Annotated in this window: 18 protein-coding genes; 8 read left to right on the top strand and 10 right to left on the bottom strand. The window is 58.0% G+C overall.

From position 1 onward, the window contains the following. Window positions 1–105: 105 nt before the first annotated feature. The 4 genes from glmM to rlmE form a co-directional block, all read right to left on the bottom strand. A complete protein-coding gene (gene glmM / locus ACMGGP_RS00965) occupies window positions 106–1,440 on the bottom strand; it encodes a phosphoglucosamine mutase (RefSeq protein WP_010251799.1) in 1,335 nt (444 codons plus the stop codon). Further along, complete coding sequence (folP, locus tag ACMGGP_RS00960; RefSeq protein ID WP_010251803.1) at window positions 1,437–2,276, bottom strand: dihydropteroate synthase; 840 nt, start codon at window positions 2,274–2,276, stop codon at window positions 1,437–1,439. Before folP ends, glmM begins: the two co-directional genes overlap by 4 nt. A 79-nt stretch (window positions 2,277–2,355) precedes the next feature. Next, complete coding sequence (ftsH, locus tag ACMGGP_RS00955) at window positions 2,356–4,281, bottom strand: ATP-dependent zinc metalloprotease FtsH (RefSeq protein WP_010251805.1); 1,926 nt, start codon at window positions 4,279–4,281, stop codon at window positions 2,356–2,358. A 113-nt stretch (window positions 4,282–4,394) separates the two neighbouring features. Continuing rightward, window positions 4,395–5,024, bottom strand: a complete 630-nt coding sequence (gene rlmE, locus ACMGGP_RS00950) for a 23S rRNA (uridine(2552)-2'-O)-methyltransferase RlmE (protein ID WP_010251807.1) — start codon at window positions 5,022–5,024, stop codon at window positions 4,395–4,397. A gap of 127 nt (window positions 5,025–5,151) precedes the next feature. Between rlmE and yhbY the strand changes: the two genes are divergently transcribed. Next, window positions 5,152–5,445, top strand: a complete 294-nt coding sequence (gene yhbY / locus ACMGGP_RS00945; RefSeq protein WP_010251809.1) for a ribosome assembly RNA-binding protein YhbY — start codon at window positions 5,152–5,154, stop codon at window positions 5,443–5,445. A gap of 106 nt (window positions 5,446–5,551) precedes the next feature. On the opposite strand, the gene greA is transcribed toward yhbY, so the two are convergent. After that, window positions 5,552–6,028, bottom strand: coding sequence for a transcription elongation factor GreA (gene greA, locus ACMGGP_RS00940; protein WP_010251811.1), 477 nt, complete (start codon window positions 6,026–6,028; stop codon window positions 5,552–5,554). Between the two features lie 249 nt (window positions 6,029–6,277). On the opposite strand from greA, the gene dacB reads away from it, so the two are divergent. Beyond that, window positions 6,278–7,711, top strand: coding sequence for a serine-type D-Ala-D-Ala carboxypeptidase (gene dacB / locus ACMGGP_RS00935; protein WP_010251813.1), 1,434 nt, complete (start codon window positions 6,278–6,280; stop codon window positions 7,709–7,711). 63 nt (window positions 7,712–7,774) lie between these two features. Here the strand turns inward: dacB and ACMGGP_RS00930 are convergent, their stop codons facing one another. Continuing rightward, window positions 7,775–10,042, bottom strand: coding sequence for a TonB-dependent siderophore receptor (locus ACMGGP_RS00930; RefSeq protein ID WP_498798048.1), 2,268 nt, complete (start codon window positions 10,040–10,042; stop codon window positions 7,775–7,777). Window positions 10,043–10,301: 259 nt separating this feature from the next. On the opposite strand from ACMGGP_RS00930, the gene fes reads away from it, so the two are divergent. The 3 genes from fes (at window position 10,302) to ACMGGP_RS00915 (ending at window position 15,738) form a co-directional block, all read left to right on the top strand. Then, window positions 10,302–11,498 (top strand): enterochelin esterase, encoded by a 1,197-nt coding sequence (gene fes, locus ACMGGP_RS00925; RefSeq protein WP_498798047.1) that lies wholly within the window; start codon window positions 10,302–10,304, stop codon window positions 11,496–11,498. Between the two features lie 99 nt (window positions 11,499–11,597). After that, window positions 11,598–11,816 carry an MbtH family protein gene (locus ACMGGP_RS00920; protein WP_029519500.1) on the top strand — a complete coding sequence of 73 codons (219 nt, stop codon included), beginning with the start codon at window positions 11,598–11,600 and terminating at the stop codon, window positions 11,814–11,816. Continuing rightward, window positions 11,809–15,738: an enterobactin synthase subunit F gene (locus ACMGGP_RS00915; protein WP_498798046.1), complete on the top strand. Its 3,930-nt coding sequence runs from the start codon at window positions 11,809–11,811 to the stop codon at window positions 15,736–15,738. Before ACMGGP_RS00920 ends, ACMGGP_RS00915 begins: the two co-directional genes overlap by 8 nt. 43 nt (window positions 15,739–15,781) lie before the next feature. Here the strand turns inward: ACMGGP_RS00915 and ACMGGP_RS00910 are convergent, their stop codons facing one another. The 3 genes from ACMGGP_RS00910 to fepD are packed head-to-tail and all read right to left on the bottom strand — an operon-like array spanning window position 15,782 to window position 18,536. Beyond that, on the bottom strand, window positions 15,782–16,573 hold the full coding sequence (locus ACMGGP_RS00910; protein ID WP_033769497.1) for an ATP-binding cassette domain-containing protein: 792 nt from the start codon (window positions 16,571–16,573) through the stop codon (window positions 15,782–15,784). Then, the gene (fepG, locus tag ACMGGP_RS00905) at window positions 16,570–17,550 is read right to left on the bottom strand and encodes an iron-enterobactin ABC transporter permease (protein WP_061703566.1); all 981 of its coding nucleotides are present in this window, start codon (window positions 17,548–17,550) and stop codon (window positions 16,570–16,572) included. The genes ACMGGP_RS00910 and fepG overlap by 4 nt, the downstream gene beginning before the upstream one ends. After that, window positions 17,547–18,536 carry a Fe(3+)-siderophore ABC transporter permease gene (fepD, locus tag ACMGGP_RS00900; RefSeq protein WP_072171285.1) on the bottom strand — a complete coding sequence of 330 codons (990 nt, stop codon included), beginning with the start codon at window positions 18,534–18,536 and terminating at the stop codon, window positions 17,547–17,549. The genes fepG and fepD overlap by 4 nt, the downstream gene beginning before the upstream one ends. Before the next feature lie 145 nt (window positions 18,537–18,681). On the opposite strand from fepD, the gene entS reads away from it, so the two are divergent. Continuing rightward, window positions 18,682–19,926, top strand: coding sequence for an enterobactin transporter EntS (entS, locus tag ACMGGP_RS00895; RefSeq protein ID WP_489255018.1), 1,245 nt, complete (start codon window positions 18,682–18,684; stop codon window positions 19,924–19,926). On the opposite strand, the gene fepB is transcribed toward entS, so the two are convergent. Further along, entirely contained in the window at window positions 19,921–20,889 is a 969-nt protein-coding gene (gene fepB, locus ACMGGP_RS00890) for a Fe2+-enterobactin ABC transporter substrate-binding protein (protein ID WP_498798045.1), read from the bottom strand. The genes entS and fepB overlap by 6 nt on opposite strands. Before the next feature lie 177 nt (window positions 20,890–21,066). Between fepB and ACMGGP_RS00885 the strand changes: the two genes are divergently transcribed. Together ACMGGP_RS00885 and ACMGGP_RS00880 are read left to right on the top strand one after the other, a co-directional pair. Beyond that, window positions 21,067–22,245, top strand: a complete 1,179-nt coding sequence (locus tag ACMGGP_RS00885; RefSeq protein ID WP_498798044.1) for an isochorismate synthase — start codon at window positions 21,067–21,069, stop codon at window positions 22,243–22,245. 10 nt (window positions 22,246–22,255) lie between these two features. Further along, entirely contained in the window at window positions 22,256–23,872 is a 1,617-nt protein-coding gene (locus ACMGGP_RS00880) for a (2,3-dihydroxybenzoyl)adenylate synthase (protein ID WP_498798043.1), read from the top strand. The last annotated feature ends 11 nt before the right edge of the window (window positions 23,873–23,883 follow it).

The following is a 23,883-nucleotide window of genomic DNA, read 5'->3' as shown; positions in this document are numbered from 1 at the left end:
ATCTCTGCAAGTGCAATTTTTACTACCCATACTGTTTGCAGAAAAAAACGCCATCCCGGTGATTTTACAGGCAGTTCAGCACTCTGCAGACCGCCTGTTACGGTTTTAAACGGCCTTGACCTGGTCGGCGATGCGATTCGCCAGTTCGGTAACCTGCGCCTCATTTTCGCCTTCGACCATGACACGAATCAATGGCTCAGTCCCTGATTTACGCAGCAGAACGCGTCCGCGGCCCGCCAGCGCTTTCTCTACTTCAGCCGTGACGGCTTTTACCGCGTCACTCTGAAGCGGATCATGTTCGCCCGCAAAGCGTACGTTAACCAGGACCTGCGGCAGCATCTTCATGCCACTACAGAGATCGTGCAGGCTCATGTGGTTACGCACCATCGCAGTGAGCACTTGCAAACTTGCAACGATACCGTCACCGGTTGTGGTTTTATCCAGCAGGATCACATGACCGGAGTTCTCTGCACCGAGACGCCAGCCCTTCTCCTGCATCTTCTCCAGTACATAACGGTCACCGACTTTGGCACGGGTAAACGGAATGCCAAGCTGTTTCAGCGCTAACTCCAGCCCCATGTTACTCATCAGCGTACCCACCACGCCGCCGCGTAACTGTCCCTGACGCAGGGCTTCACGCGCAATGATGTAGAGGATCTGGTCGCCATCAACTTTGTCACCCAGATGGTCAATCATCATGATGCGATCGCCGTCACCGTCGTAGGCCAGGCCGATATCGGCCTTCTCCGCCAGCACGCGCTGCTGCAGCAGTTTGAGATCGGTGGCACCGCACTCTTTGTTGATGTTCATGCCGTCTGGCTGGACACCGATAGCAATCACCGTCGCGCCCAGTTCACGCAATACATTCGGCGCAATGTGGTAGGTGGCACCATTGGCGCAGTCGACCACAATTTTCAGGCCATTCAGATTCAGTTCGCTGGGGAACGTCCCTTTGCAGAACTCAATGTAACGCCCTGCTGCATCCACTATACGGCTGGCACGACCTAACTGCGCTGATTCAACACAGGTAATCGGCTTTTCCATCTCCAGCTCAATCGCCTCTTCAACGTCGTCGGGCAGTTTGGTGCCCTCGGACGAGAAGAATTTAATTCCGTTGTCGTCAAAGGGGTTATGTGACGCTGAAATCACAATGCCCGCCTCTGCGCGGAAGGTACGGGTCAGATAGGCGATGGCTGGTGTCGGCATCGGGCCGGTAAAGGCGGCCGTCAGGCCTGCTGCAGCGAGACCGGCTTCCAGCGCGGACTCCAGCATATAACCAGAGATACGGGTATCTTTACCGATGATGATCTTCTTTGAACCGTGGCGCGCCAGCACTTTACCTGCGGCCCAGCCCAGCTTCAGGACGAAATCGGGGGTGATGGGTGCTTCACCGACTTTGCCACGAATGCCGTCTGTACCGAAATATTTACGATTACTCATGATACTCCTTTTGCTCTTCGGGTCGCTTCGACCACGCGCATCGCTTCAGCCGTCTCTTTTACATCATGGGCGCGAATAATCTGCGCGCCCTGCATAGCAGCAATCACCGCGCAACTCAGGCTGCCGGTTAAACGCTGTGACGGGCCGACGTTTAACAGCTGGCCAATCATCGATTTACGCGACATCCCCACTAACAGCGGCAGGCCGAAGTGGTGAAAATCGCCAAGATGAGCCAGCAGTTCATAATTGTGGCTGAGATTTTTACCGAAACCGAAGCCCGGGTCGAGTATCAGACGCTCTTTTTTAATGCCCGCTGCTTCGCAGCGCGCTATCTGCTGAGCGAAGTAAGTGTCCACTTCGCTTAAAATATTTTCGTAAACCGGTGCCTGCTGCATGGTGCGCGGTTCGCCCTGCATATGCATTAAACAGACGGGCAGTCCGGTTGCGGTTGCGGCTTCCAGTGCTCCGGGTTCAGAAAGTGAACGCACGTCGTTAATGATGTGAGCACCCACTCGCGCAGCTTCCCGGATGACGTCAGCTTTAGAGGTGTCCACTGAAATCCAGACTTCGAAACGCTGGGCAATGGCATCGATGACCGGAATCACCCGCTCCAGCTCCTCCTCCACACTCACTTCATCCGCGCCAGGACGGGTTGATTCCCCACCCACATCGATGATGGTTGCGCCTGCATTGACCATCTCATTGGTATGCGTCAGCGCATCGACCAGCGCGTTATGCTTTCCACCATCTGAAAAGGAGTCCGGCGTGACGTTAAGAATGCCCATCACATGTGGAAAAGATAAATCGAGATGGGAATCACGGGCGAACAACTTCATAGCGGAAACTCCTTGCTGATCAATATCTGGATGTAAAAAACCCCGGACCAGCCGGGGTTTTGTCTGACGATGTTGCGTCTTATTTGTTGTACTGCTCTGACATGGTATTGCCTGGGTTTGGCGTACGCGGTTCATCAACCGGACGTGGCGCCTTTGGCGTACCGTTGCTGTCTGAGTTGCTGCCTGGATCTTCCCAGCCCGCTGGCGGACGCACTTCGCGGCGTGCCATCAGGTCGTCGATCTGCGGTGCATCAATGGTTTCATACTTCATCAGCGCGTCTTTCATCGCGTGAAGGATGTCCATGTTCTCACCCAGAATCTGACGAGCACGCTGGTAGTTGCTGTCGATCAGGTGCTTAACTTCCTGGTCGATGATGCGGGCCGTTTCATCAGACATATGTTTCGCTTTCGCGACAGAACGTCCGAGGAACACTTCACCCTCTTCTTCTGCATAGAGCAACGGACCCAGTTTTTCAGAGAAGCCCCACTGCGTCACCATGTTACGCGCCAGATTGGTCGCAACTTTAATATCGTTGGACGCACCGGTAGAAACACGTTCTGCACCGTAGATGATCTCTTCTGCCAGACGACCGCCGTAAAGCGTTGAGATCTGGCTTTCCAGTTTCTGACGGCTGGCGCTGATCGCGTCGCCTTCAGGCAGGAAGAAGGTCACACCCAGTGCGCGACCGCGCGGGATAATCGTTACTTTATGAACCGGGTCATGCTCTGGCACCAGGCGACCAATAATGGCGTGGCCTGCTTCGTGGTAGGCAGTTGACTCTTTCTGCGATTCCGTCATCACCATGGAGCGACGTTCCGCACCCATCATGATTTTGTCTTTCGCTTTCTCGAACTCTACCATCGAAACCACACGCTTGTTTGAACGGGCCGCGAACAGCGCTGCTTCGTTAACAAGGTTGGCCAGATCGGCACCCGAGAAGCCTGGCGTACCACGTGCAATGATTGCTGCATCAACATCAGTTGCCAGCGGCACACGACGCATATGCACTTTCAGGATCTGCTCACGACCGCGAACATCTGGCAGGCCAACAACAACCTGACGGTCAAAGCGACCTGGACGCAGCAGCGCAGGGTCCAGTACGTCAGGACGGTTAGTTGCGGCGATAACAATAATACCTTCGTTACCTTCGAAACCATCCATCTCAACCAGCATCTGGTTCAGCGTCTGCTCACGTTCGTCATGTCCACCGCCTAAACCGGCGCCACGCTGACGACCGACTGCGTCGATCTCATCGATAAAGATGATGCATGGAGCCGCTTTTTTGGCCTGTTCGAACATGTCACGCACACGGGATGCACCGACACCGACAAACATTTCCACAAAGTCAGAACCGGAGATGGTAAAGAAAGGCACCTTCGCTTCGCCGGCAATCGCTTTTGCCAGCAAGGTTTTACCGGTACCCGGTGGCCCCACCATCAGAACGCCTTTTGGAATCTTACCGCCCAGCTTCTGGAAACGGCTTGGCTCACGCAGATATTCCACCAGCTCAGCAACTTCATCTTTCGCTTCGTCACAACCTGCTACGTCGGCGAAAGTGGTTTTAATCTGGTCTTCCGTCAACATGCGGGCTTTGCTCTTGCCGAAGGACATCGCGCCCTTACCGCCGCCGCCCTGCATCTGACGCATAAAGAAGATCCACACACCGATCAGCAGCAACATCGGGAACCATGAAATGAAGATTGAAGCCAGCAGGCTTGGTTCTTCCGGCGGTTCGCCAACCACTTTGACGTTTTTGGTCAAGAGGTTATCGAGCAACTTGGGATCGTTGACAGGAATGTAGGTCGTGTATTTATTGCTGTCTTTTTTAACGACGTTAATTTCACGCCCGTTAATACGTGCCTCGCGGACCTGATCCTGGTTCACTTCCGACAGGAAGGTTGAATAATCAACCCGACGGCCATTCGACTCGCTGGGCCCAAAGCTCTGGAATACTGACATCAGCACGACCGCGATGACTAACCAGAGAATCAGGTTTTTCGCCATGTCACTCAAGGGATTAACCTCATATTACAACGGTGTTAACAGATAGCGTAGGGTACTATAGATCCCGCATACATGGAATCGCAGCAAAACTGCGGACTTCTCCAGCAATTTGGTTATAGTTTGCGCCCAGTCGCCACAATATACACTTCACGTGAACGTGAACGTGAAGCGTCCGGCTTACGAATTTTCACTTTCGTAAACAGGGAGCGAATTTCCCGCAGGTATTCATCGAAGCCATCTCCCTGAAACACTTTCACTACAAAACTGCCGCCAGGTGCCAGGATATCCCGACACATCTCCAGCGCCAGCTCGACTAAATACATCGACCGGGGAATATCTACGGCAGGTGTACCACTCATATTCGGCGCCATATCGGACATGACAACCTGAACTTTTTGATCGCCAACGCGTTCAAGCAGCGCATTGACCACCGATTCTTCACGAAAATCGCCCTGAAGGAAATCGACACCGACTATCGGATCCATTGGCAGGATATCACAGGCAATGACTCGCCCTTTGTTCCCAATTTGCTGTACCACATATTGCGACCAGCCTCCGGGTGCAGCACCCAGATCTACCACGGTCATGCCGGGTTTGAAAAGCTTGTCACCCTGTTGTATTTCATCAAGTTTAAACCAGGCGCGCGAACGCAACCCTTTTTTATGCGCCTGGAGCACATATTTATCGCTAAAGTGTTCCTGAAGCCAGCGGCCGGAGCTGGCCGAACGCTTTTTACCCGTCATAATATTTCCAACTAAATCGTCATCGTAGCGATAAACCTGCACGCAATGGGTTGCGTCGATTTGGTGATATACCCGAGATGGCGGTAGAATGAACCGTTTTCAATCCCTGAGTAAGTAAAAAACTACGATGAATCTAAGTACCAAACAAAAACAGCACCTCAAGGGCCTCGCCCATCCGCTCAAGCCAGTGGTTATGCTGGGTGGCAATGGCCTGACTGAAGGCGTGCTGGCCGAAATCGAGCAGGCTCTGTCGCATCACGAACTGATCAAGGTAAAAATCGCCTCGGAAGATCGTGAAACGAAGCAGCTGATCGTTGAGGCTATCGTGCGTGAGACCGGTGCCAGCAACGTACAGGTGATCGGCAAAACGCTGGTGCTGTATCGCCCCTCTAAAGAGAGCAAAATTTCTCTGCCACGCTAAGTGGGCAAAGAAAGTGACATGCTCTTACCTCAGATAAAAGGCCGCAATGCGGCCTTTTTCCTTTCTTTACATTGTGCTTTAACGCTTTTCAAAGCGTAGCAACATCTTAAAGGTATTCCACCTTCAGGATTTCATACTCAACGTCGCCGCCCGGGGTTTTCACGATAGCCACGTCATCGGCCTCTTTACCCACCAGGCCACGCGCCATGGGCGAATTGACCGAAATCAGATTTTGCTTAAAGTCCGCTTCGTCATCGCCCACAATGCGATACGTGGCTTCTTCGTCGGTTTCGACGTTCAGCACGGTAACGGTTGCACCGAAAATCACGCGTCCGGTTTTCGGCATCTGAGTGACGTCGATAACCTGCGCATTGGAGAGTTTGGCTTCAATCTCCTGAATACGGCCTTCGCAAAAACCCTGCTCTTCACGCGCAGCGTGATATTCCGCGTTCTCTTTTAAATCGCCATGTTCGCGTGCATCAGCGATAGAGGCGATAATGCGCGGGCGCTTCACGGTTTTCAGCTCGTTCAGCTCTTCGCGCAATCTTTCAGCGCCTCTTAACGTCATCGGAATCTGATTCATTTAAGCTCCTCGCCATCTTTCCTGTTTAACGATGTCATCCTGACCGGTGACTGCAGAAAAAAGCGTTCTGCGGCGCATTAGCCCGTTTTTGCAAATAAAAGAATCCTGACCCGGAGATGCTTCCAGGCCAGAAAAGAGTTTTGCAATTTGATACGTATTTTACCCCAGAGTTCCCTGCGGGTCATCGTTTACTTTGCACCGTCCAGCGACGTAGTATTGACGCCCTCACCTGCCAGTTACCGCGAGATTATGCGATTTTCACGACTTGTTACCGGATTAAGCTGCGCATTTATGCTGCAGGCACACGCAGCGCCAGTTGATGAATACATGCAGTACCTGCCAGACGGCGCCAATCTGGCGCTGATGGTACAAAAAGTAGGCGCATCAACACCGATTATTGATTATCACGGAAAACAGATGGCTCTGCCCGCCAGTACCATGAAAGTGGTGACGGCGCTGGCAGCATTGCTGGAGCTGGGTGGCGACTTCCGTTTTCAGACCACTTTTGAGACTCGTGGCGCCATTATCGATGGCACCCTGAACGGCGATTTAGTCGCACGTTTCGGCGGTGATCCCACCTTAAGCCGTCAGGATCTGCGCAACATGGTGGCGGCGATAAAGAAGCAGGGCATTAACCATATCAAAGGCAATCTGGTTATCGACACCTCCGTTTTTGCCAGTCACGATATGGCGCCGGGCTGGCCGTGGAACGATATGACCCAGTGCTTCAGTGCTCCGCCGGGTGCGGCAATCGTTGATAAAAACTGCTTCTCGGTGTCGCTCTACAGTGCTAATACGCCGGGTGAGAATGCCTTTGTACGTATCGCCTCCTATTATCCGGCGCATATGTACAGCCAGGTGCGCACCATTGGCCGCAACAGCGGCGAAGGGCAATATTGCGAGCTGGATGTGGTGCCGGGCGAGCTGAACCGCTACACCCTCACGGGCTGTATGCGCCAGCGCGCGGAACCACTGCCGCTGGCATTTGCGGTGCAGGATGGCGCGGCCTGGGCTGGCGAAATCCTCAAGGCGGAACTGCGGTCGTCTGAGATTGATTACAGCGGGCATCTGGTGCGACAGACGCAGGTCACCGAACCGGGTACCGTGCTGGCATCGACCCAGTCCGCGCCGCTGCATACGCTGCTGCACACCATGCTGAAGAAGTCAGACAACATGATTGCCGACACGGTGTTTCGCACCATTGGTCATCACTACTTCAATGTGCCCGGCACGTTCCGCGCCGGACAGGATGCCGTTCGCCGCATCCTGAAAGCCAAAGCCAATGTCGACATGGGTAATAGCATTCAGGTGGATGGTTCAGGTCTCTCCCGCCATGACCTGATTTCGCCGCAAACCATGATGCAGGTATTGCAGTTCATTGCGAAGAATGACAACACACTGGATTATATTTCGATGCTGCCGCTGGCAGGTTACGACGGCACGCTGCAGTATCGCGGCGGGCTGCATGAGGCGGGGCTGGATGGCAAAGTCTCGGCGAAAACCGGTTCACTGCAGGGCGTCTATAACCTGGCGGGCTTTATTACTACTTCCAGTGGTGCGCGGGTGGCGTTCGTTCAGTTCCTTTCCGGTTATGCGGTCCCGCCGGAAGATCAGCGTACCCGCCGTATTCCGCTGGTGCGATTTGAGAGCCGTCTCTACCGCGATATCAATCAGAACAACTGATTATTCAGTCATGAAAAAAGCGCAGCGGTCAGGTCAACCGCTGCGCTTTTTATTGCCCGTCCATCAGAAGCGGGTATTCACGCTGATATACCAGGTGCGGCCCGACTCGTTAAAGGTATTGGCCCCTGCGCCATAGAGCCACGCTCCGGTGGTGGCATTGCCGGTGGTCTGCGCGTTGCCCTGACGGAAATGGCGCTTGTCGAACAGGTTGTCGATACCCACGGTGACGCTGGCATATTTATTAACGTCATAGGTGCCGCTCATGCCCACAACCGAATAGGGGCTCACCTGATCGGTGGCGCTACCGGTAACGGCGTTACCTTTATAGTCATATTTCTTCGGTACCTGTTTACCGTACCAGGTCAGGGTCGTTTGCAGGGAGAGGTCCTGCATCGCCTGCCAGCTCAGCGTCGAATTGAGCGTATATTCCGGAATAATCGACAGACGATCGCCGGTCTCTTTATTCTTACTCTGCAACATGTAAGTGAAGTTATTGTTCCACGTTACGCTGTCGGAGAACGGGACATTAACCGTGCCTTCCAGCCCCTCGACGACTGCTTTGGGCACATTTTCCCATTTGTAGATGTCGGTTTTGCCGTTAGATGCGGTGCCGGTTGGCGCCGTGCCAGCCTCGATCTTGTTACGGTAGTCGTTGCGGAACCAGGTCAGGCCCGCCTGGTAGCCATCGCGCTTCCATTCGACCCCAATCTCTTTATTGATGCTGTTTTCCGCTTTCAGATCGTCATTACCCATCAGATAACAGGCACCGGCACTGGCGGCACAGCCCTGACCGTTGCTGTAGAGCAGATAGTTCGGGTTGGTCTGATAGAGGCTCGGGGCTTTATAGGCGCGCGCAATACCCATTTTCAGTGTGAACTCATCGCCTAATCCCTGTGACAGGTTGAGCGACGGACTCCAGTTATCGCCGACAATCGAATGGTGATCGAAGCGCAGGCCCGGCGTCAGCATGGTGCTATCGGTCAGCTCAATATTGTCTTCGGCAAACAGCGAGAAGATTTCCGCCTGTGAATAGGGTGTGCGGCCGGTCGTAGCGATACCGGGAATCGACCCGTAGCTGGCGGCCTGAGTCGTCGATGAAGGATCCTTCATCCGCTGCTGATTCCATTCCGTCCCGAAGGTCGCGGTCTGGTTCACCAGCCATTCAAACGGCACGCTGATCTCACTGTGCAACAACACATCATCCAGCTGGATGGTATTGAAGTTGCTGTTGGCGAAGATGCCTTCGGTGCCGCCTGCCAGCCCCTCATTCAGACGCGCGTTGCGGGTGTTCTCATATTGCGCGTAGGTATTGGTGCTGATGCCATTATCCCAGGCACCGGTCCACTTAACAGAAAAGTTCTGCCGATAGAGCCGGTTGGTCTCGTCACCATATTTGCTTTTCACCAGGGCGTTGGTATTGGTGTTCTGCGTGTCCCCGGCATAGAGGTTGCCCTGACGACTGTAACCGGCCCCCACTTCCAGCGTCTGCATCGGCGCAAATGCCCAGCGCAGCAGGCCATGAATATCTTTGTTGATCGAGCCTTCCCGGCCCGCCGGGTACGATCCGGCGTAACTGCCGGTGCGGTCTGCGGCGTGCCCTTCATTAATGTCGTAAGCATCAGCCTGCGTTTTTGCCAGACCGCCATAGAGCCGGAAACTGACATCATCGCCTAGCGGCCCTTCAAGGCTGAAGTTGGTGCGACGGGTCGCGCCCTCCTCCTTGTGTTCCGGCACGTTGTAATAGGCGCTCCATGAGCCGTGCCACTGATTATCCATCTCTTTTTTAGTGATGATGTTCACCACGCCGCCCGCTGCACCGTTACCGTAACGGGCCGCTGCCGGACCGCGGATCACCTCAATGCGATCAATGATCTCTGGCGGCACCCAGTTAGTGTCGCCGCGCGTATCACGCTCGCCACGCCAGCCAAGCCGAACCGCGTTGCGGCTGGTCACCGGCAATCCATCGATCAGAATCAGGGTATTTTCCGGCCCCATGCCGCGGATATCGATCTGGCGATTGTTTCCGCGCTGGCCGCTGGTGGAGTTACCGGTCAGATTGACGCCAGGCATGGTGCGAATAATTTCGGCGACATCGCGTGCGGGTGGATGTTTTTTAATTTCGTCGGCGGTGATGGTCGACACGCCAGGTGCCTGCAACGTCTGCTCGGCGGCGGTCACCATCATGGTGTCGTCGTGGAGGGTATCGGAGGTGCTGCTGTCGATAGCCGGTTCGCGGGTGGCTTCAGCAGCCACGGCACCGGCAGAAATGAGAGAGGCGGTGAAACCCAGTTCAATCATAATGGCTAACGAAAGCCGGGATAACTTTTTCATTTTTCTGTTCCTGGAGTGCCGGCGAGGATGCCACTGCCGGCGTGCCGGTAAAAAAGTAATAACCTTGCCTGCAACGTTTTCCCCTTGTCGCCGGGCCAGCGTCAGAACCGCTTTGCATCAGTCTGAAAGCCGGTGCGGCAGAGAGGATGCGCGCGCTCCCTGTCGGGCGGAAACACCCTATTGCAAATGCAAATAATTATCAATACTATTATTCATAACATGCATGACCCTAATCAAGGGTGATCGAAAGATGGCGCGTATGACGTGGTTAAATGAAGAAACCGGCAGTGAACGCTGGTGGCAACAGCAGCAGCAACGGGGCATTCCTCTGGTTGAAGCTGGCGAAAAGGGAACCTGTCAGGTCACCTTTTTCTGGCGCGATCCTCAGGGTGACACGCAGCACTCCGATACCCGGCGCGTCTGGATCAATATTACCGGCGTAACCGATCATCATCATTCAGCGGTCCCCTCCTCATTAACGCCTGTTCCCGATACCGATGTCTGGTGGTGGCAAACCGCCCTGCCCGCTGACTGGCGCGGCAGCTACTGCCTGATTCCTGATAGTCAGGAAGAGACTTTTACCGGGCAGGCCGATATGCAGTCAGTGCGCCAGTGGTGGCGTCAGAAATTCCCGCAGGCGCAAAGCGACCCGCTGAATCCTTTGCGAAGCTGGGCGGGTGGACGCGGAATGAGGGTCTCGCCACTGCACCTGCCACACGCGCCGGATCAGCAGGTGTGGCGTGCGGTTGATGAGGGCCGTGCCGCCGATATTCCGCTGCAACACTATTTGTGGCGCAGCGAACGGCTGGGAAACCAGCGTCAGGTCTGGATCTCTGTTACCGGAGACGCCAGTGCAGGCGATCGTCCGCTGGTACTGCTGCTGGATGGTCAGTTCTGGGCACAGACCATGCCGGTTGCCGGCCCGCTTCAGCAACTGACAGAGGCAGGCGAACTGCCCCCTGCGGTCTATGTCATGATCGACATCATCGACCGCGAACACCGCACGCGTGAGCTGACCTGTAACCCTGACTTCTGGCTGGCGATTCAGCACGAGCTGTTGCCGCAGGTTCAGCGCTGGGCGCCGTTTCGTGCCGACAGCACGCTGGTAGCGGGACAGAGTTTTGGCGGCCTTTCTGCCGCTTACGCCACCCTGACCTGGCCGGAAACCTTTGCTGGAGCGATCAGCCTCTCCGGTTCGTTCTGGTGGCCCGCGCGCGGCGACCCCAATGGCTGGCTGCCACAGCAGTTACAACAGGGTTTGCTGCAGGCACCCTCTCGCCGCTTCTACCTGGAAGCGGGACGACGCGAGCGGTTGATTCTGGCAGCAAACCAGCAGTTTCAGCGCGATCTGAACGCTGCCGGACATCAGGTCAGCTATCACCCGGTCGAAGGCGGTCACGATGCGCTGTGCTGGCGCGGCGGACTGCTGGCAGGCCTTAAAGCCATGTGGCAATAGCCCTAACCCGCTTATATTCCGCCTTCTGCGCGCCACTGAAAGATATCTATGCAGGACAGCGGCGTTAGCGCGCCCGGTGACTGCGGACAGGAGACCGACATGCAACAACTTAACCCTTTCGACGATCCGCAACAGGATTGTCAGGTGCTGAAGAACGATCAGCAGCAGTACAGCTTATGGCCCGCCTTTTGTGCGGTTCCGGCAGGATGGCAGCCGGTGTTTGGTCCCGGGCCACAGGCTGACTGTCTGAGCTGGCTGAATGAAAACTGGCACGATATCCGTCCGGTTATGACGCAGGACAGAGGCGAAAATGTCTGAGATCACTCTCAACCCGCAGACAGAACAAAAAACGCTGCCGCTGGTGGCCGCTCAGCCCGGAATCTGGATCGCTGACCAGCTATCGCCCTATTCCAATGCTTACGCCGTGGCGCATTTTGTCGAACTGCGCGGTGCGCTGAACAGCGCGTTGCTGTCACGGGCCATAATTGCTGGCATGCAGGAAGCAGACACACTGAATATGGCCTTTGGCGAGCAGGAGGGTGAACCGCTACAGTGGCCTGAACCCCAGGCTTTCCGCGAGCCTGAGGTGATCGATCTGCGCGACGCCGCCGATCCGGAGGCCGCAGCACGTGCGCTGATGCAGCAGGATATGACCGGCGATCTGCGGGTGCTGAGCGGCGCGCCGCTCTACCATCACAGCCTGTTTCGGCTGGATGAGGATCACTGGTACTGGTATCAGCGATACCATCATCTGGTGGTCGATGGTTTTAGTTTCACCGCCCTGACCCGCCGTATCGCCAATCTCTACAGCGCCTGGCAGCGCGGCGACACGCCGGAGCCAAGCCCGTTCGTGCCGTTCAGCGACGTCGTTGATGAATATCAGCGCTATCAGCAATCTTCGGGCTGGCAGCGCGATCGCCAGTTCTGGCTGGAGAAAGGGGCGCAGTTACCTGCGCCCGCCTCGTTGTCCGCTCTGCCGCTGGCCGGTCAGAGCGCCAGTACCGACCTGCTGCGCCACACGTTTGCCGTGGATCGCGACACGTTTCAGGCTTTGCTGACGCACACCGGGCAGCACAACCTCAGTGCTGCGGATACTGCCTTTGCGCTGGTGGCGTTATGGCTGGCGCGCCTCACCGGCCAGCATGCGTTCGCCGCCGGTTTCATCTTTATGCGCCGCATCGGCTCGGCCGCGCTCTGCGCCACCGGTCCGGTGATTAACGTGCTGCCATTGGCGGTGCATTACGATCCGGCACAGCCGCTGACGGCACTGGCCGGGCGTCTGGCGGGCGAAGTCAAAAAAATGCGTCGTCATCAGCGTTACGACGCTGAACAGGTGCAGCGCGATCTGGTTCGCTCCGGCGACAGCGATCCGCTCTATGGGCCGGTAATCAACCTGAAGATGTTTGATTACCAGCTCGATTTCGCTGGCATCAAAGGCATAACCCATCAGCTGGCGTCAGGACCGGTACGCGATCTGGAGATTGCTATCTACCTCAGCGAACAGGGCGACCTGACGCTGGAGTTACTCGCTAATGCACAGCGCTACAGCGACACAACGCTAAAGCAACACGCCAGCCGCTTTGGCCTGCTGCTTCAGCAGCTTGCCGTCCGGCCAGCCAGTGCCTGTGGCGAGCTGGATATGCTGATGCCGGAAGAGCATCAGCAGCTCGCGGCGATCAACCAGACTGCCGTAATGCTGCCTGCAGAAACCCTGAGCAGCCTGCTGCTCCGTCAGGCACAGCGTTCGCCGCGCGCTCCGGCACTGGCAGATGAGGGGCATCAGCTTGACTATCAACAGATGCAGCAGCAGGTCGCCGCGCTGGGGCAACAGTTGATTGCGCAGGGAGTGACGCCGGGTGATATCGTCGCCGTAGCGCTGCCGCGTTCGGTCTTTTTATCGCTGGCGCTGCAGGCGATCGTCAGCGTGGGGGCAACCTGGCTGCCGCTTGATACCGGCTACCCGGACGATCGGTTACAGATGATGCTGGAAGATGCCGCGCCGAAAACGCTGATCACCTGTCGTGAACTGGCCGAGCGGCTGGCGGCACTCTCACCCGTCGCGCCGCTGTTTTACAACGCGCTGTTAACACCCGTGGATAGCGTGCTGATGCAGGCCCCGCGTCCACAGGATGGCGCATACATCATCTATACCTCCGGCTCGACCGGCCGGCCAAAAGGGGTGCTGGTCAGTCATGAGGCGATCGTCAACCGTCTGTTATGGATGCAGGATCGCTATCCGCTCGGCAGCGATGATGTGGTGTTGCAGAAAACCCCGAGCAGCTTTGATGTTTCGGTATGGGAGTTCTTCTGGCCGCTTATCGTCGGCGCACGGCTGGTGATGGCTCCGCCCGATGCTCATCGCGACCCGGACGCGCTGCAGCAGCTGTTTGCCCGCTACCGCGTGACCACCACCCATTTTGTTCCGTCGATGCTGGCTGCTTTTGTCGCTTCGCTGCAGGATGGTGACGCGATAGCGCGCTGCGCCACCCTGCGCCGGGTTTTCTGTAGCGGCGAAGCGCTGCCCGCAGAGTTATCGCGCCAGTGGCAGGCGCTGACCCGTGTGCCCTTGCATAATCTTTATGGCCCGACCGAAGCGGCGGTTGATGTCAGCTACTATCCGGCCTTTGGCCCGGAGCTGGCGGCCATCGAAGGGGCCAGCGTGCCGATTGGCTTCCCGGTCTGGAACACCGGCTTACGGATTCTGGATGCGCGTCTGCAGCCGGTGCCACCGGGCGTGGCTGGCGATCTCTATCTGACCGGCGTGCAGCTGGCACATGGCTATCTTGATCGTCCCGACCTTACTGCCAGCCGGTTTGTCGCCGATCCGTGGGGTCACGGCTCCCGGATGTACCGCACTGGTGATGTGGCGCGCTGGCTGCCGGATGGTGCGGTGGAGTATCTGGGCCGCAGCGACGATCAGCTAAAAATTCGCGGGCAGCGTATCGAGCTGAACGAGATCGACCACGCCATGGCTGCGCTACCTGGCATTGAGCAGGCCGTCACACATGCGGTGGTGCTGGGGAGCAGCAGCGATCATCAGGGCGATGCCCGCCAGCTGGTCGGCTATGTGGTGGCTGATGGCCCGATCGATACCGACGCAATGCGTCAGACTCTGGCCTCACAGTTACCGGCGCATATGGTGCCGGTGGCGATTGTTCAGCTGGCGGCGTTACCGCTCAGCAGCAACGGTAAACTGGATCGCAAAGCGCTGCCGCTGCCGCAAACGCAGGCAGCGCTGGCTGGTCGCGCGCCGCATCCCGGACTCGAAACGACACTGGCACAGGCGTTTGCCAGGCTGCTGGAGTGCGAACCGGTGAGCGCCCAGGATGATTTCTTCTCGCTGGGCGGTCACTCGCTGCTGGCGATGCGGCTGGCAGCACAGCTGCGCCGGACGCTGAATCAGCCGGTGTCAGTGGGCCAGATTATGGTGGCATCCACGGTAGAAAAGCTGGCGGCACTGCTCAGCAGCGAGCCCGCGGATGTGGCTCGCGCCGGATTTGAAGCGGTATTACCCTTGCGACGCAGCACTGGCCCGACGCTGTTCTGCTTCCATCCCGCCTCCGGTTTTGCCTGGCAATTCAGCGTGTTGCAGCGCTATCTGGATGCACGCTGGTCGCTACTCGGCATTCAGTCACCCCACACCGCCAGCCCGCTGAACCAGGCGCAGCACCTTGACGCGGTGTGTGAGGCGCATCTGGCGACGGTGCGTCAGCAGCAACCACAGGGGCCTTACTATTTCCTGGGCTACTCGCTGGGCGGCACGCTGGCGCAGGGTATCGCCGCGCGGCTGGAGGCCGAAGGTGAAACCGTTGCCTTCCTCGGACTGCTGGATACCTGGCCGCCGGAGACGCAGAACTGGGATGAACGGCGCGGTGAAAACGTGCTGGATCCGGCGGTGCTGGAAGAGGTTAATCGTGAGCGCGAGCAGTTTATCGCTGCGCAACGGCAGCAGGCCGGTGAAGGAATGGCGGCACTGTTTACCACCATTGAAGCCAACTACGCCAGTTCAGTGCGCCTGCTGGCAACAGCGCGCAGTGCCCGCTTCACCGGACACGCAACTCTGTTCCTGGCGGAACAGACGCAGCAGCCCGGTCAGGATGCGCGCCGCGCCTGGGCGCCCTATGTCGGCGAGCTGACTATCTGGCCGCTGGACTGTGCGCACGTCGAGATCATCTCACCGCGCATGTTCGAACAGATTGGGCCACAACTGCAGCAGTGCATGGCGTCGCTGAATCCCTGAACCGTTCTGACTTTGCGCTTTCTTCGGGTGGAGAAAGCGCAGGTCAGCCTCTTCCCAGCGGCACAATCATCGGCGTACCGGCCACCGGATCGTTAATGATGATGCAGCGCAGGCCGTAGATCGCTTCTATCAGTTCCGGCGTGACGATCTCCGCCGGTTTCCCTTCGGCAATGATTTTCCCGTCTCGCATCGCAATCAGATGGCTGGCATAGCGGCACGCCTGATTGAGATCGTGCAGCACCACCACCAGCGTACGGCCATGCTGCTGATTGAGATCCTGCATTAATTCCAGCAACTCAATCTGATGGGCGATGTCGAGCCAGGTGGTCGGTTCATCCAGCAGCAACAGTGGCGTCTGCTGAGCCAGCACCATCGCAATCCACACCCGCTGCCGCTGGCCGCCAGAGAGCGTATCAACCTGCTGCTGCGCCAAATCTGCCACGCCAGTAGCCTGCATTGCCTGCTGAACAGCCGTCTCATCTTCCTGTCGCCAGCGACCAAACAGCGACTGGTGCGGATAACGCCCGCGCGCGACCAGTTCGCTGACGCTGATGCCCGCTGGTGCATTCGAGCTTTGCGGTAGCAGACCCAGCCGACGCGCCACCTCTTTGGTAGCGTAGTGAGTAATCGCATTGCCATCCAGCAGCACCTGGCCTTTCAGGGGCGAGACCAGGCGGCTTAAGGTACGCAGCAGCGTCGACTTTCCACAGGCGTTGGGGCCAATAATAACGGTCAGTTCACCGTCGGGGATCGCGACGGTGAGATTCTCCGCCACGATTTTTTTGTCATACCCCAGCGTCAGCGCGTCGCCCTGCAAACGTGTTTTCACTGTCATTGGCGTCGCGCCTCCCGTACCAGTAGAGCAATCAGATAGAGTCCGCCCAGGCTAACCGTGATGACGCCAACCGGCAGCTGATAAGGCAGGAAAAAGTGCTGCGCGGCGTAATCCGCGGCGGTTAACAGCAATGCGCCGCACAAGGCAGCCAGCGGCAGCGCGCCTTTGATACCGCCACATAGCCGACGAGCAATCTGCGGTGCCAGCAGCGCAATAAAGGATATAGGACCGACCAGCGCGGTAGAGGCGGCGGTGAGGATCACGCCCGTCAGCATCAGCAAAACGCGGCTGCGTTCAACCGGTACGCCCAGCGCGCAGGCGGTGTCGTCACCCATCTCCAGCAGACGCATGCGCCGGGCCAGCATGCTTGTCGCCAGCAGCGCCAGCAGCAGCACGGTAATCACCGGCGTCGTTTTCGCCCAGGTAATGCCGTTGAGTGAACCGGCGCTCCAGAGCCCGGCGCTCAGTGCCGCCTCCAGTGAGGCGCTGATAATCAGCCAGCTGTTCAGCGCCATCAGCAGCGCCCGCACGCTGATGCCCACAATGATCAGACGAAAGGTCTCCACGCCGTTGCGCCAGCTGAACAGCCAGACCACGCCCGCCGTGAGCAGTCCGCCAAGCAGTGCCGCCAGCGTCATGCCCTCCATGTTTTGCTGGAACAGCACCAGTGCCACCAGGACGCCGCTGTAAGCGCCGGTATTGAAACCCAGAATATCGGGGCTGCCCAGCGGGTTGCGCAGCAGCGACTGAAAAATTGCCCCGCTGACGCCCAGTGCCGCACCAATCAGCAGCGCCATCATGACGCGCGGCAGTCGCCACTCCAGTACAATCAGCTGTATGTTACGCGCCGCCTCGCCGTTGATAAGGGCCCACAACTGGCTGGCGGAGATCGGTAAGGTGCCACGCGTAATGCTCAGAAAGGCCAGCACCCCGCAGGCCACCAGCAGCAGCAGCGCATTAATCATCACCCGTTTCATAGCTGCCCTCTTCCCGACTTGCGGCGCACCAGCACAATCAGCATCGGCGCGCCCAGTATGGCCGTGACAATCGACACGCGCAGTTCGCCCGGTACCAGCAGCCGTCCCAGAATATCGGCGGCCAGCAGCAAACAGGGGGTGATAAGAAGGGTTCCGGGCAGCATCCAGCGATGATCGTTACCCAGCAGCCAGCGGGCCAGATGTGGCGTCATTAAGCCGACAAACGCGATGGGGCCGACAGCGGCTGTCGCCGCCCCACTCAGCAGCGCAATAGCCAGTAATCCCACCAGCTGGGTACGCATCACCCGGGTACCCAGCGCGGTCGCCATATCACCGCCCATACTCAGGCTGTTGAGCGAACGCGCCAGCAGCAGCGCCAGCAGGCTACCGGCGACTACCGCCGGAAAGGTGGTGCGCAGAATGGCAAAATTGCGGATATCCAGCGAGCCACTGTGCCAGAAACGCAGATGATCGTAGATGTCAGGATTGAGCAGCGATAAACCAGAGGTTAACCCCTCCAGCACCGCGCCCAGCGCCACGCCTGCCAGCGTCAGACGCACCGGATTAACGCGGCCACCGCCCAGCGCACCGGTCAGCGCCACCAGCAGGGAGGCCAGCAGTGCGCCCGTAAAGGCAAAGCCAAGCCAGTCCGCGGGGGAGTCAGCGCCAGACAGGGCGATGCCCAGCACCACCGCAAAGCCCGCACCGGCGTTGATACCGAGAATGCCGGGATCGGCCAGCGGATTGCGCGTCAGGCTCTGCATCAGCGCGCCCGCCAGACCTAAACTGATCCCGGCCAGCAGACCCGCCAGGGTGCGCGGCAGTCGGGCATCGCGCACGATGACACAATCGACGCGGTTACAGTCGCTGAATAAGGCCTGCGTGACATCATGAAAGGGGATAGATTTGGCACCCAGCATCAGGCTGAGCGCGAGAAGCAACAACAGCAGCATCCCTGAACCTGCTATTGCACGAAGTTGACGCATAACGTTTAAACCTTCACTGATTCATTGAGATCGCAGCATGAGTCATTATGATAATGATACTTGTTATCGTTATTAGTGATTTTTTGTATGTTACCATGACTCCCGGACTCAATGATGAGGAAAATGGGTGCAAAAAAGCGACGTTATGAACAAACCCTCCCACTTTATCGATCTCAGCCTGCTGAGAACCCACCCCGCCTTTCGCGCCATTTTTATCGCCCGCTTTATCTCCATCGTCGCCCTCGGCATGCTGGCGGTGGCGGTACCGGTTCAGATTCAGCAGCTAACGCAGTCGCCGCTGCTGGTGGGTCTGGCGGTGACGCTGGCCAGTGCCGGCATGTTTATCGGCCTGCTGACCGGCGGCGTGCTGGCGGATCGCTATGAGCGCCGACGTCTGATCCTGTTTGCCCGATCCACCTGTGGCCTGGGCTTTGTCGCCTTATGCATCAATGCCCTGCTCCCTTCGCCGTCGGTGATCGCCGTCTTTGTGCTGGGACTATGGGATGGTTTTTTCGGCGCGATAGGCGTCACCGCGCTGCTGGCGGCGACGCCGGCGCTGGTCGGGCGTGAAAACCTGATGAAAGCAGGTGCGATTACCATGCTGACGGTGCGATTTGGCGCGATTCTCTCACCCGCCATTGCCGGACTGGTCATCGCGCAGGGCGGTGTGGCGTGGAACTATGGACTGGCGGCGTTCGGCACGTTGCTGACGGTGCTAACCCTGCTGCGGTTGCCGCGGCTGGCGCCACCGCCGCAGCCGCGTGAACATCCGCTGAAAGCACTGGCCAGCGGCGTGCAATTCCTGTTTGCCAGCCCGATTGTTGGCATGGCGGCGCTGGTCGGCGCGCTGGTGACGTTAGCCAGTGCGGTGCGCGTGCTCTATCCGGCGCTGGCGCCACACTGGCAGGTCGGCGTGACGGAGTTAGGGCTGATGTATGCCGCCGTTCCGCTGGGTGCTGCCACAGGTGCCCTCACCAGCGGACGGCTGGCACAGTCACCGCAGCCGGGCCGCCTGATTCTGGCGAGTGCTATTGCTGCTTTCGTCGCGCTGGCTCTGTTCAGCCTGATGCCGTGGTTCAGCGCGAGTCTGGTCTGCCTCGCGGTCTTTGGCTATTTCAGTGCCATCAACAGCCTGGTGCAGTACGCGATGATCCAGACGCTGACGCCTGATGCGCTGCTCGGCAGGATCAACAGCCTCTGGACAGCGCAGAATGTCACCGGCGATGCGATAGGTGCAGCGATGATTGGCGCGATGGGTTCACTGCTGTTGCCGCAGCAGGCTGCCAGCCTGGCTGGTCTGGCAGCCACCGTGCTGGGCATCATCATGTGGCTGCTGATGGCGCGTCTGCGTCGCTATCAACCGCCTGCACCGGCGGAAACGGGATCATGATTTAACGAACAGCGTCTCCAGCCGCGTCAGCAAATTGCTGGCGCTGTAGTAGTCGAGCCGGAAGCTATCCAGCCCCAGCGCATAGACTGCTTTTGCGCGCACCGCTGGGGTCTGCGCCAGGAAAGGGTTGCTCATCACCTGTGCGGCGGTGGGCTCTTCGGCGGCAAACAGCAGATATGATTGACCATTAAGGCCTGCCGCCAGATTTTCTCCTGACAGTTGCAGGATATCTTTACGCTGTCCCATGCTGTGACCAGCCTGAAGAGTGGCCGGCGGCGTCGCCAGGGTGAAGCCCAGTTGCTGCAGTAACTTCCCCTGCGCCGACGCATCCGTCCACAGATTGACTGCCCGGCCATCACCGTTCCACACCATCGCTGATACCGGCTGCGGCGGCAGGGTCAGCTTCGCTTTCAGAGCCTTTTCTCGCGCATCAAACTCTGCTTTCCGGGCGGCAGCTTCCGCTTCATGCCCGGTCGCCTCCCCCAGCAACGTCACCAGTTGCTGCCAGCTTTTATCGTCGTAATTCACCACCAGCACCGGCGCAATCGCCGCAAGCTGTTCAACCAGTTTGATCGCCGAATCATTCCCGGTGGCGCTGACCACAATCAGGTCTGGCGCTTCAGCAGCAATCGCTTCTGCACTGGGCTCACCAATGTAGAGACGTTTTACGCCGCGCTGTTTGGCCACTTCGCCCCACTGACGGAAGAATCCCTGCTTATCAGCCAGCCGACTGCCGGGTGCGGTTGCGCCACTGGCGACGACCGGCGCATCAATCGCCAGCAGCGAGCCGGTCAGGGTAACGCTGGTCGAAACGATACGCATGGGGGCCTGGGTCAGCGTGATATTGCCTGTTGTCCCGGCGACAGTTCGCGGCCAGCCGGTCTGGGCAGCAGCGGTAACGCTGAACAGGCTGATGCTCAGGAAAAACAGCGCTATCGCCGATGTGACACCATGTTTACTCATAGATTTTCGTCCACTTTTACCCGGAAAAAGAGAGAGACCATTTGTGCTGATTTAACCGGCCATACCAGCTGAATCGCCGCGTAATTATTGACACTTTCGGCTAATCAACGTAGGTTACTGGCCCACAATACAAATGATAATCATTATTAGTTATCTTATCATTTATAGGTGGAAATTATGGTGGAATCGCTGGCGTTTGAACATCCCTTGTTGCAGGATTTCCCGGCACTCTGCCGTGGCTTTCTGTTTACCTCTCCCTGGCAAAGCCTGACCACACAGGGCTGTTTTACTACCCTTACCGCGCCGGTAAGGCAGGGTGAGCAGCTGACAGGGGAGTTTCAGCAGCAACTACAGCACCATTTTGCTTCAGCCAGAAAACAGGGCATTGCCCATCCCATTCTGGTGGGTGCAATCCCCTTCGACGTGGATCAGCCCGCTGCGCTGTTTATCCCTGAGTCGTATCAGACCTTTAACCGTGACGATCTCAACGCCAGTGCCTCTCTGGCTGAGGCTGAACTGCCGCAGGTGCGTCGCCGCACGGCGGTGCCGGACCATGACATTTTCATTGACATGGTTGCGCAGGCGGTGGCGGCTACGCAGCGCGGCGATCTGGATAAAGTGGTGTTGTCGCGGCTGATGGATATCGTGGCGGAACAACCGGTTGATACGGCCGCCCTGATGCAGCGCATCGTGGCGCAGAACCCTAACAGCTATCACTTTCATCTGCCGCTGCCCGATGGTGGCGCGCTGGTTGGCGCCAGCCCGGAACTGATGATTCGTAAGCAGGGCCGCCAGTTCAGCTCCTGTCCGCTGGCCGGTTCAGCGCCGCGTCATCGCGATCCGCAGCGTGACCAGGCCTCTGGCGACAGCCTGATGCACTCAGCAAAAGATCGTCATGAGCATAAGCTGGTCACGGATGCGATGCGCGCGACGCTGCAACCGCGCAGCCGCCTGCTGTCGGTCTCCGAGACACCTTCACTGCTGACCACCGCAACATTGTGGCATCTCGCTACGCAGATTCAGGGTGACGTGCTGGACGATCGCGAAAATGCGCTGTCACTGGCCTGTCTGCTGCATCCGACACCGGCCCTCAGCGGCTTCCCGCATCAGCGTGCTCAGGCGCTGATTCAGCGACTGGAGCCATTTGAACGTCAGCTGTTTGGCGGCATCGTCGGCTGGTGTGACGATCAGGGCAATGGCGAATGGGTCGTCACCATTCGCTGCGGTACGGTGAATGGCCCGCGGGTGCGGCTATTTGCGGGCGCAGGCATCGTAGCGGACTCACAACCTGAATCAGAATGGCGTGAAACCGGCGTCAAACTCGACACCATGCTTCGCGCTTTTGGACTGCAATAAAGGAACCTGTATGACGATTTCCTACAGCCGCTGGCCGGACGATCTGGCTGCACGTTACCGTGAAAAAGGCTACTGGCTAGATCTGCCGATGACAGACATCCTGGAACGTCATCGCGACAGCGAGAGCGTAGCGGTGATTGATGGCGAACGACAATTTACCTATCGCCAGCTGGCGGCGCTGAGTGACAACCTGGCCGCGGCATTGCAGCGTCGCGGCCTGAAGTCAGGCGATACGGCGCTGGTGCAGCTCGGCAACGTGGCGGAATTTTACCTGACGCTGTTTGCCCTGTTCAAAATCGGCGTTGCCCCGGTTAACGCCCTGTTCAGCCATCAGCGCACCGAACTGGCCGCCTATGCCAGTCAGATCTCGCCGAGCCTGTTAATTGCCGATCGCAGCCACGCACTGTTCGCCGATGATGCGTTTATTGCGCAACTTCGCCGCGATCAGCGTTCACTGCAGCAGGTGATCCTGCGTAATAACGCTCAGACGGAAAACAGCCTCGACGCCCTGCTGGCTGAACCCGCGGGCAACTTCATCGCAACCCCGACCGCAGGCGATGAAGTCGCCTTTTTCCAGCTGTCGGGTGGCAGTACCGGTACACCGAAACTGATCCCACGTACCCATAATGATTACTACTACAGCATCCGTGAGAGTGACGTTATCTGCGATGTTACCGCCGACACCCGCTACCTGATCGCCCTGCCCGCCGCGCATAACTTCCCGATGAGTTCGCCGGGCGCGCTGGGCGTTTTTTACGCGGGCGGACAGGTGATCTTAGCCGCCGATCCCAGCGCAACGCTCTGCTTCCCGCTGATTGAAAAGCATCAGGTCACCGATACCGGCCTGGTTCCGCCCGCCGCCAGTCTCTGGTTGCAGGCGATTCAGGAATGGGGCAGCAATGCCGCGCTGGCCTCGCTGCAACGCATTCAGGTCGGTGGCGCAAAGCTGGGCGAAACGCTGGCCGCGCGCATCCAGAACGAGATCGGCTGCACCCTGCAGCAGGTATTTGGTATGGCGGAAGGTCTGGTGAACTACACCCGACTGGATGACGATGAGCAGACCATTCTCACCACGCAGGGACGCCCGATCTCCCCGGATGACGAGGTGTGGGTCGCCGACGATCAGGGTAATCCATTGCCAGCAGGCTCCATCGGTCGCCTGATGACGCGTGGTCCTTATACCTTCCGCGGCTACTACAACAGCCCGGAACATAACGCCGCCAGCTTCGATGACCAGGGCTTTTACTGCTCTGGCGATCTGATTGAGATCACGCCCTCTGGCAACATCATCGTGCAGGGCCGGGAGAAAGATCAGATCAACCGGGGCGGCGAAAAGATCGCAGCCGAAGAGATCGAAAACCTGCTGCAGCGCCATGCGGATGTGATCCACGCTGCGCTGGTCTCCATGAGCGACGAGCTGATGGGTGAAAAGAGCTGTGCCTTTATCGTTACCCGTCAGCCGGTTAAACCGGTGGCGCTGCGTCGTCACCTTCGTGAACTTGGCGTGGCAGAATTTAAGCTGCCCGACCGTATTACCTGCGTAGATGCCCTGCCGCTGACCGCGGTCGGAAAGGTGGACAAAAAACGTCTGCGCCAACAACTTGCCGATCAACAAGCGCAAGCCTGATCTGTCCGGAG

The sequence above is a fragment of the Curtobacterium sp. BNK-1 genome, assembly GCF_048685235.1.
Lineage (GTDB): Bacteria > Pseudomonadota > Gammaproteobacteria > Enterobacterales > Enterobacteriaceae > Pantoea > Pantoea agglomerans.
The sequence above is the reverse complement of the archived record's forward strand: the minus strand, read 5'-3'. Positions and strand labels throughout refer to the sequence as shown.

Bases quoted from the DNA above. Each gene is read 5' to 3' on its own strand.
- fepG (WP_061703566.1), bottom strand. From the start codon at position 17,550: ATGAAACGGGTGATGATTAATGCGCTGCTGCTGCTGGTGGCCTGCGGG.
- ACMGGP_RS00920 (WP_029519500.1), top strand. From the start codon at position 11,598: ATGCAACAACTTAACCCTTTCGACGATCCGCAACAGGATTGTCAGGTG.
- ACMGGP_RS00880 (WP_498798043.1), top strand. From the start codon at position 22,256: ATGACGATTTCCTACAGCCGCTGGCCGGACGATCTGGCTGCACGTTAC.
- entS (WP_489255018.1), top strand. From the start codon at position 18,682: ATGAACAAACCCTCCCACTTTATCGATCTCAGCCTGCTGAGAACCCAC.
- fes (WP_498798047.1), top strand. From the start codon at position 10,302: ATGACGTGGTTAAATGAAGAAACCGGCAGTGAACGCTGGTGGCAACAG.
- ACMGGP_RS00915 (WP_498798046.1), top strand. From the start codon at position 11,809: ATGTCTGAGATCACTCTCAACCCGCAGACAGAACAAAAAACGCTGCCG.
- glmM (WP_010251799.1), bottom strand. From the start codon at position 1,440: ATGAGTAATCGTAAATATTTCGGTACAGACGGCATTCGTGGCAAAGTC.
- ACMGGP_RS00885 (WP_498798044.1), top strand. From the start codon at position 21,067: ATGGTGGAATCGCTGGCGTTTGAACATCCCTTGTTGCAGGATTTCCCG.
- fepB (WP_498798045.1), bottom strand. From the start codon at position 20,889: ATGAGTAAACATGGTGTCACATCGGCGATAGCGCTGTTTTTCCTGAGC.
- dacB (WP_010251813.1), top strand. From the start codon at position 6,278: ATGCGATTTTCACGACTTGTTACCGGATTAAGCTGCGCATTTATGCTG.
- ftsH (WP_010251805.1), bottom strand. From the start codon at position 4,281: ATGGCGAAAAACCTGATTCTCTGGTTAGTCATCGCGGTCGTGCTGATG.
- folP (WP_010251803.1), bottom strand. From the start codon at position 2,276: ATGAAGTTGTTCGCCCGTGATTCCCATCTCGATTTATCTTTTCCACAT.
- ACMGGP_RS00930 (WP_498798048.1), bottom strand. From the start codon at position 10,042: ATGAAAAAGTTATCCCGGCTTTCGTTAGCCATTATGATTGAACTGGGT.
- rlmE (WP_010251807.1), bottom strand. From the start codon at position 5,024: ATGACGGGTAAAAAGCGTTCGGCCAGCTCCGGCCGCTGGCTTCAGGAA.
- yhbY (WP_010251809.1), top strand. From the start codon at position 5,152: ATGAATCTAAGTACCAAACAAAAACAGCACCTCAAGGGCCTCGCCCAT.
- greA (WP_010251811.1), bottom strand. From the start codon at position 6,028: ATGAATCAGATTCCGATGACGTTAAGAGGCGCTGAAAGATTGCGCGAA.
- ACMGGP_RS00910 (WP_033769497.1), bottom strand. From the start codon at position 16,573: ATGACAGTGAAAACACGTTTGCAGGGCGACGCGCTGACGCTGGGGTAT.
- fepD (WP_072171285.1), bottom strand. From the start codon at position 18,536: ATGCGTCAACTTCGTGCAATAGCAGGTTCAGGGATGCTGCTGTTGTTG.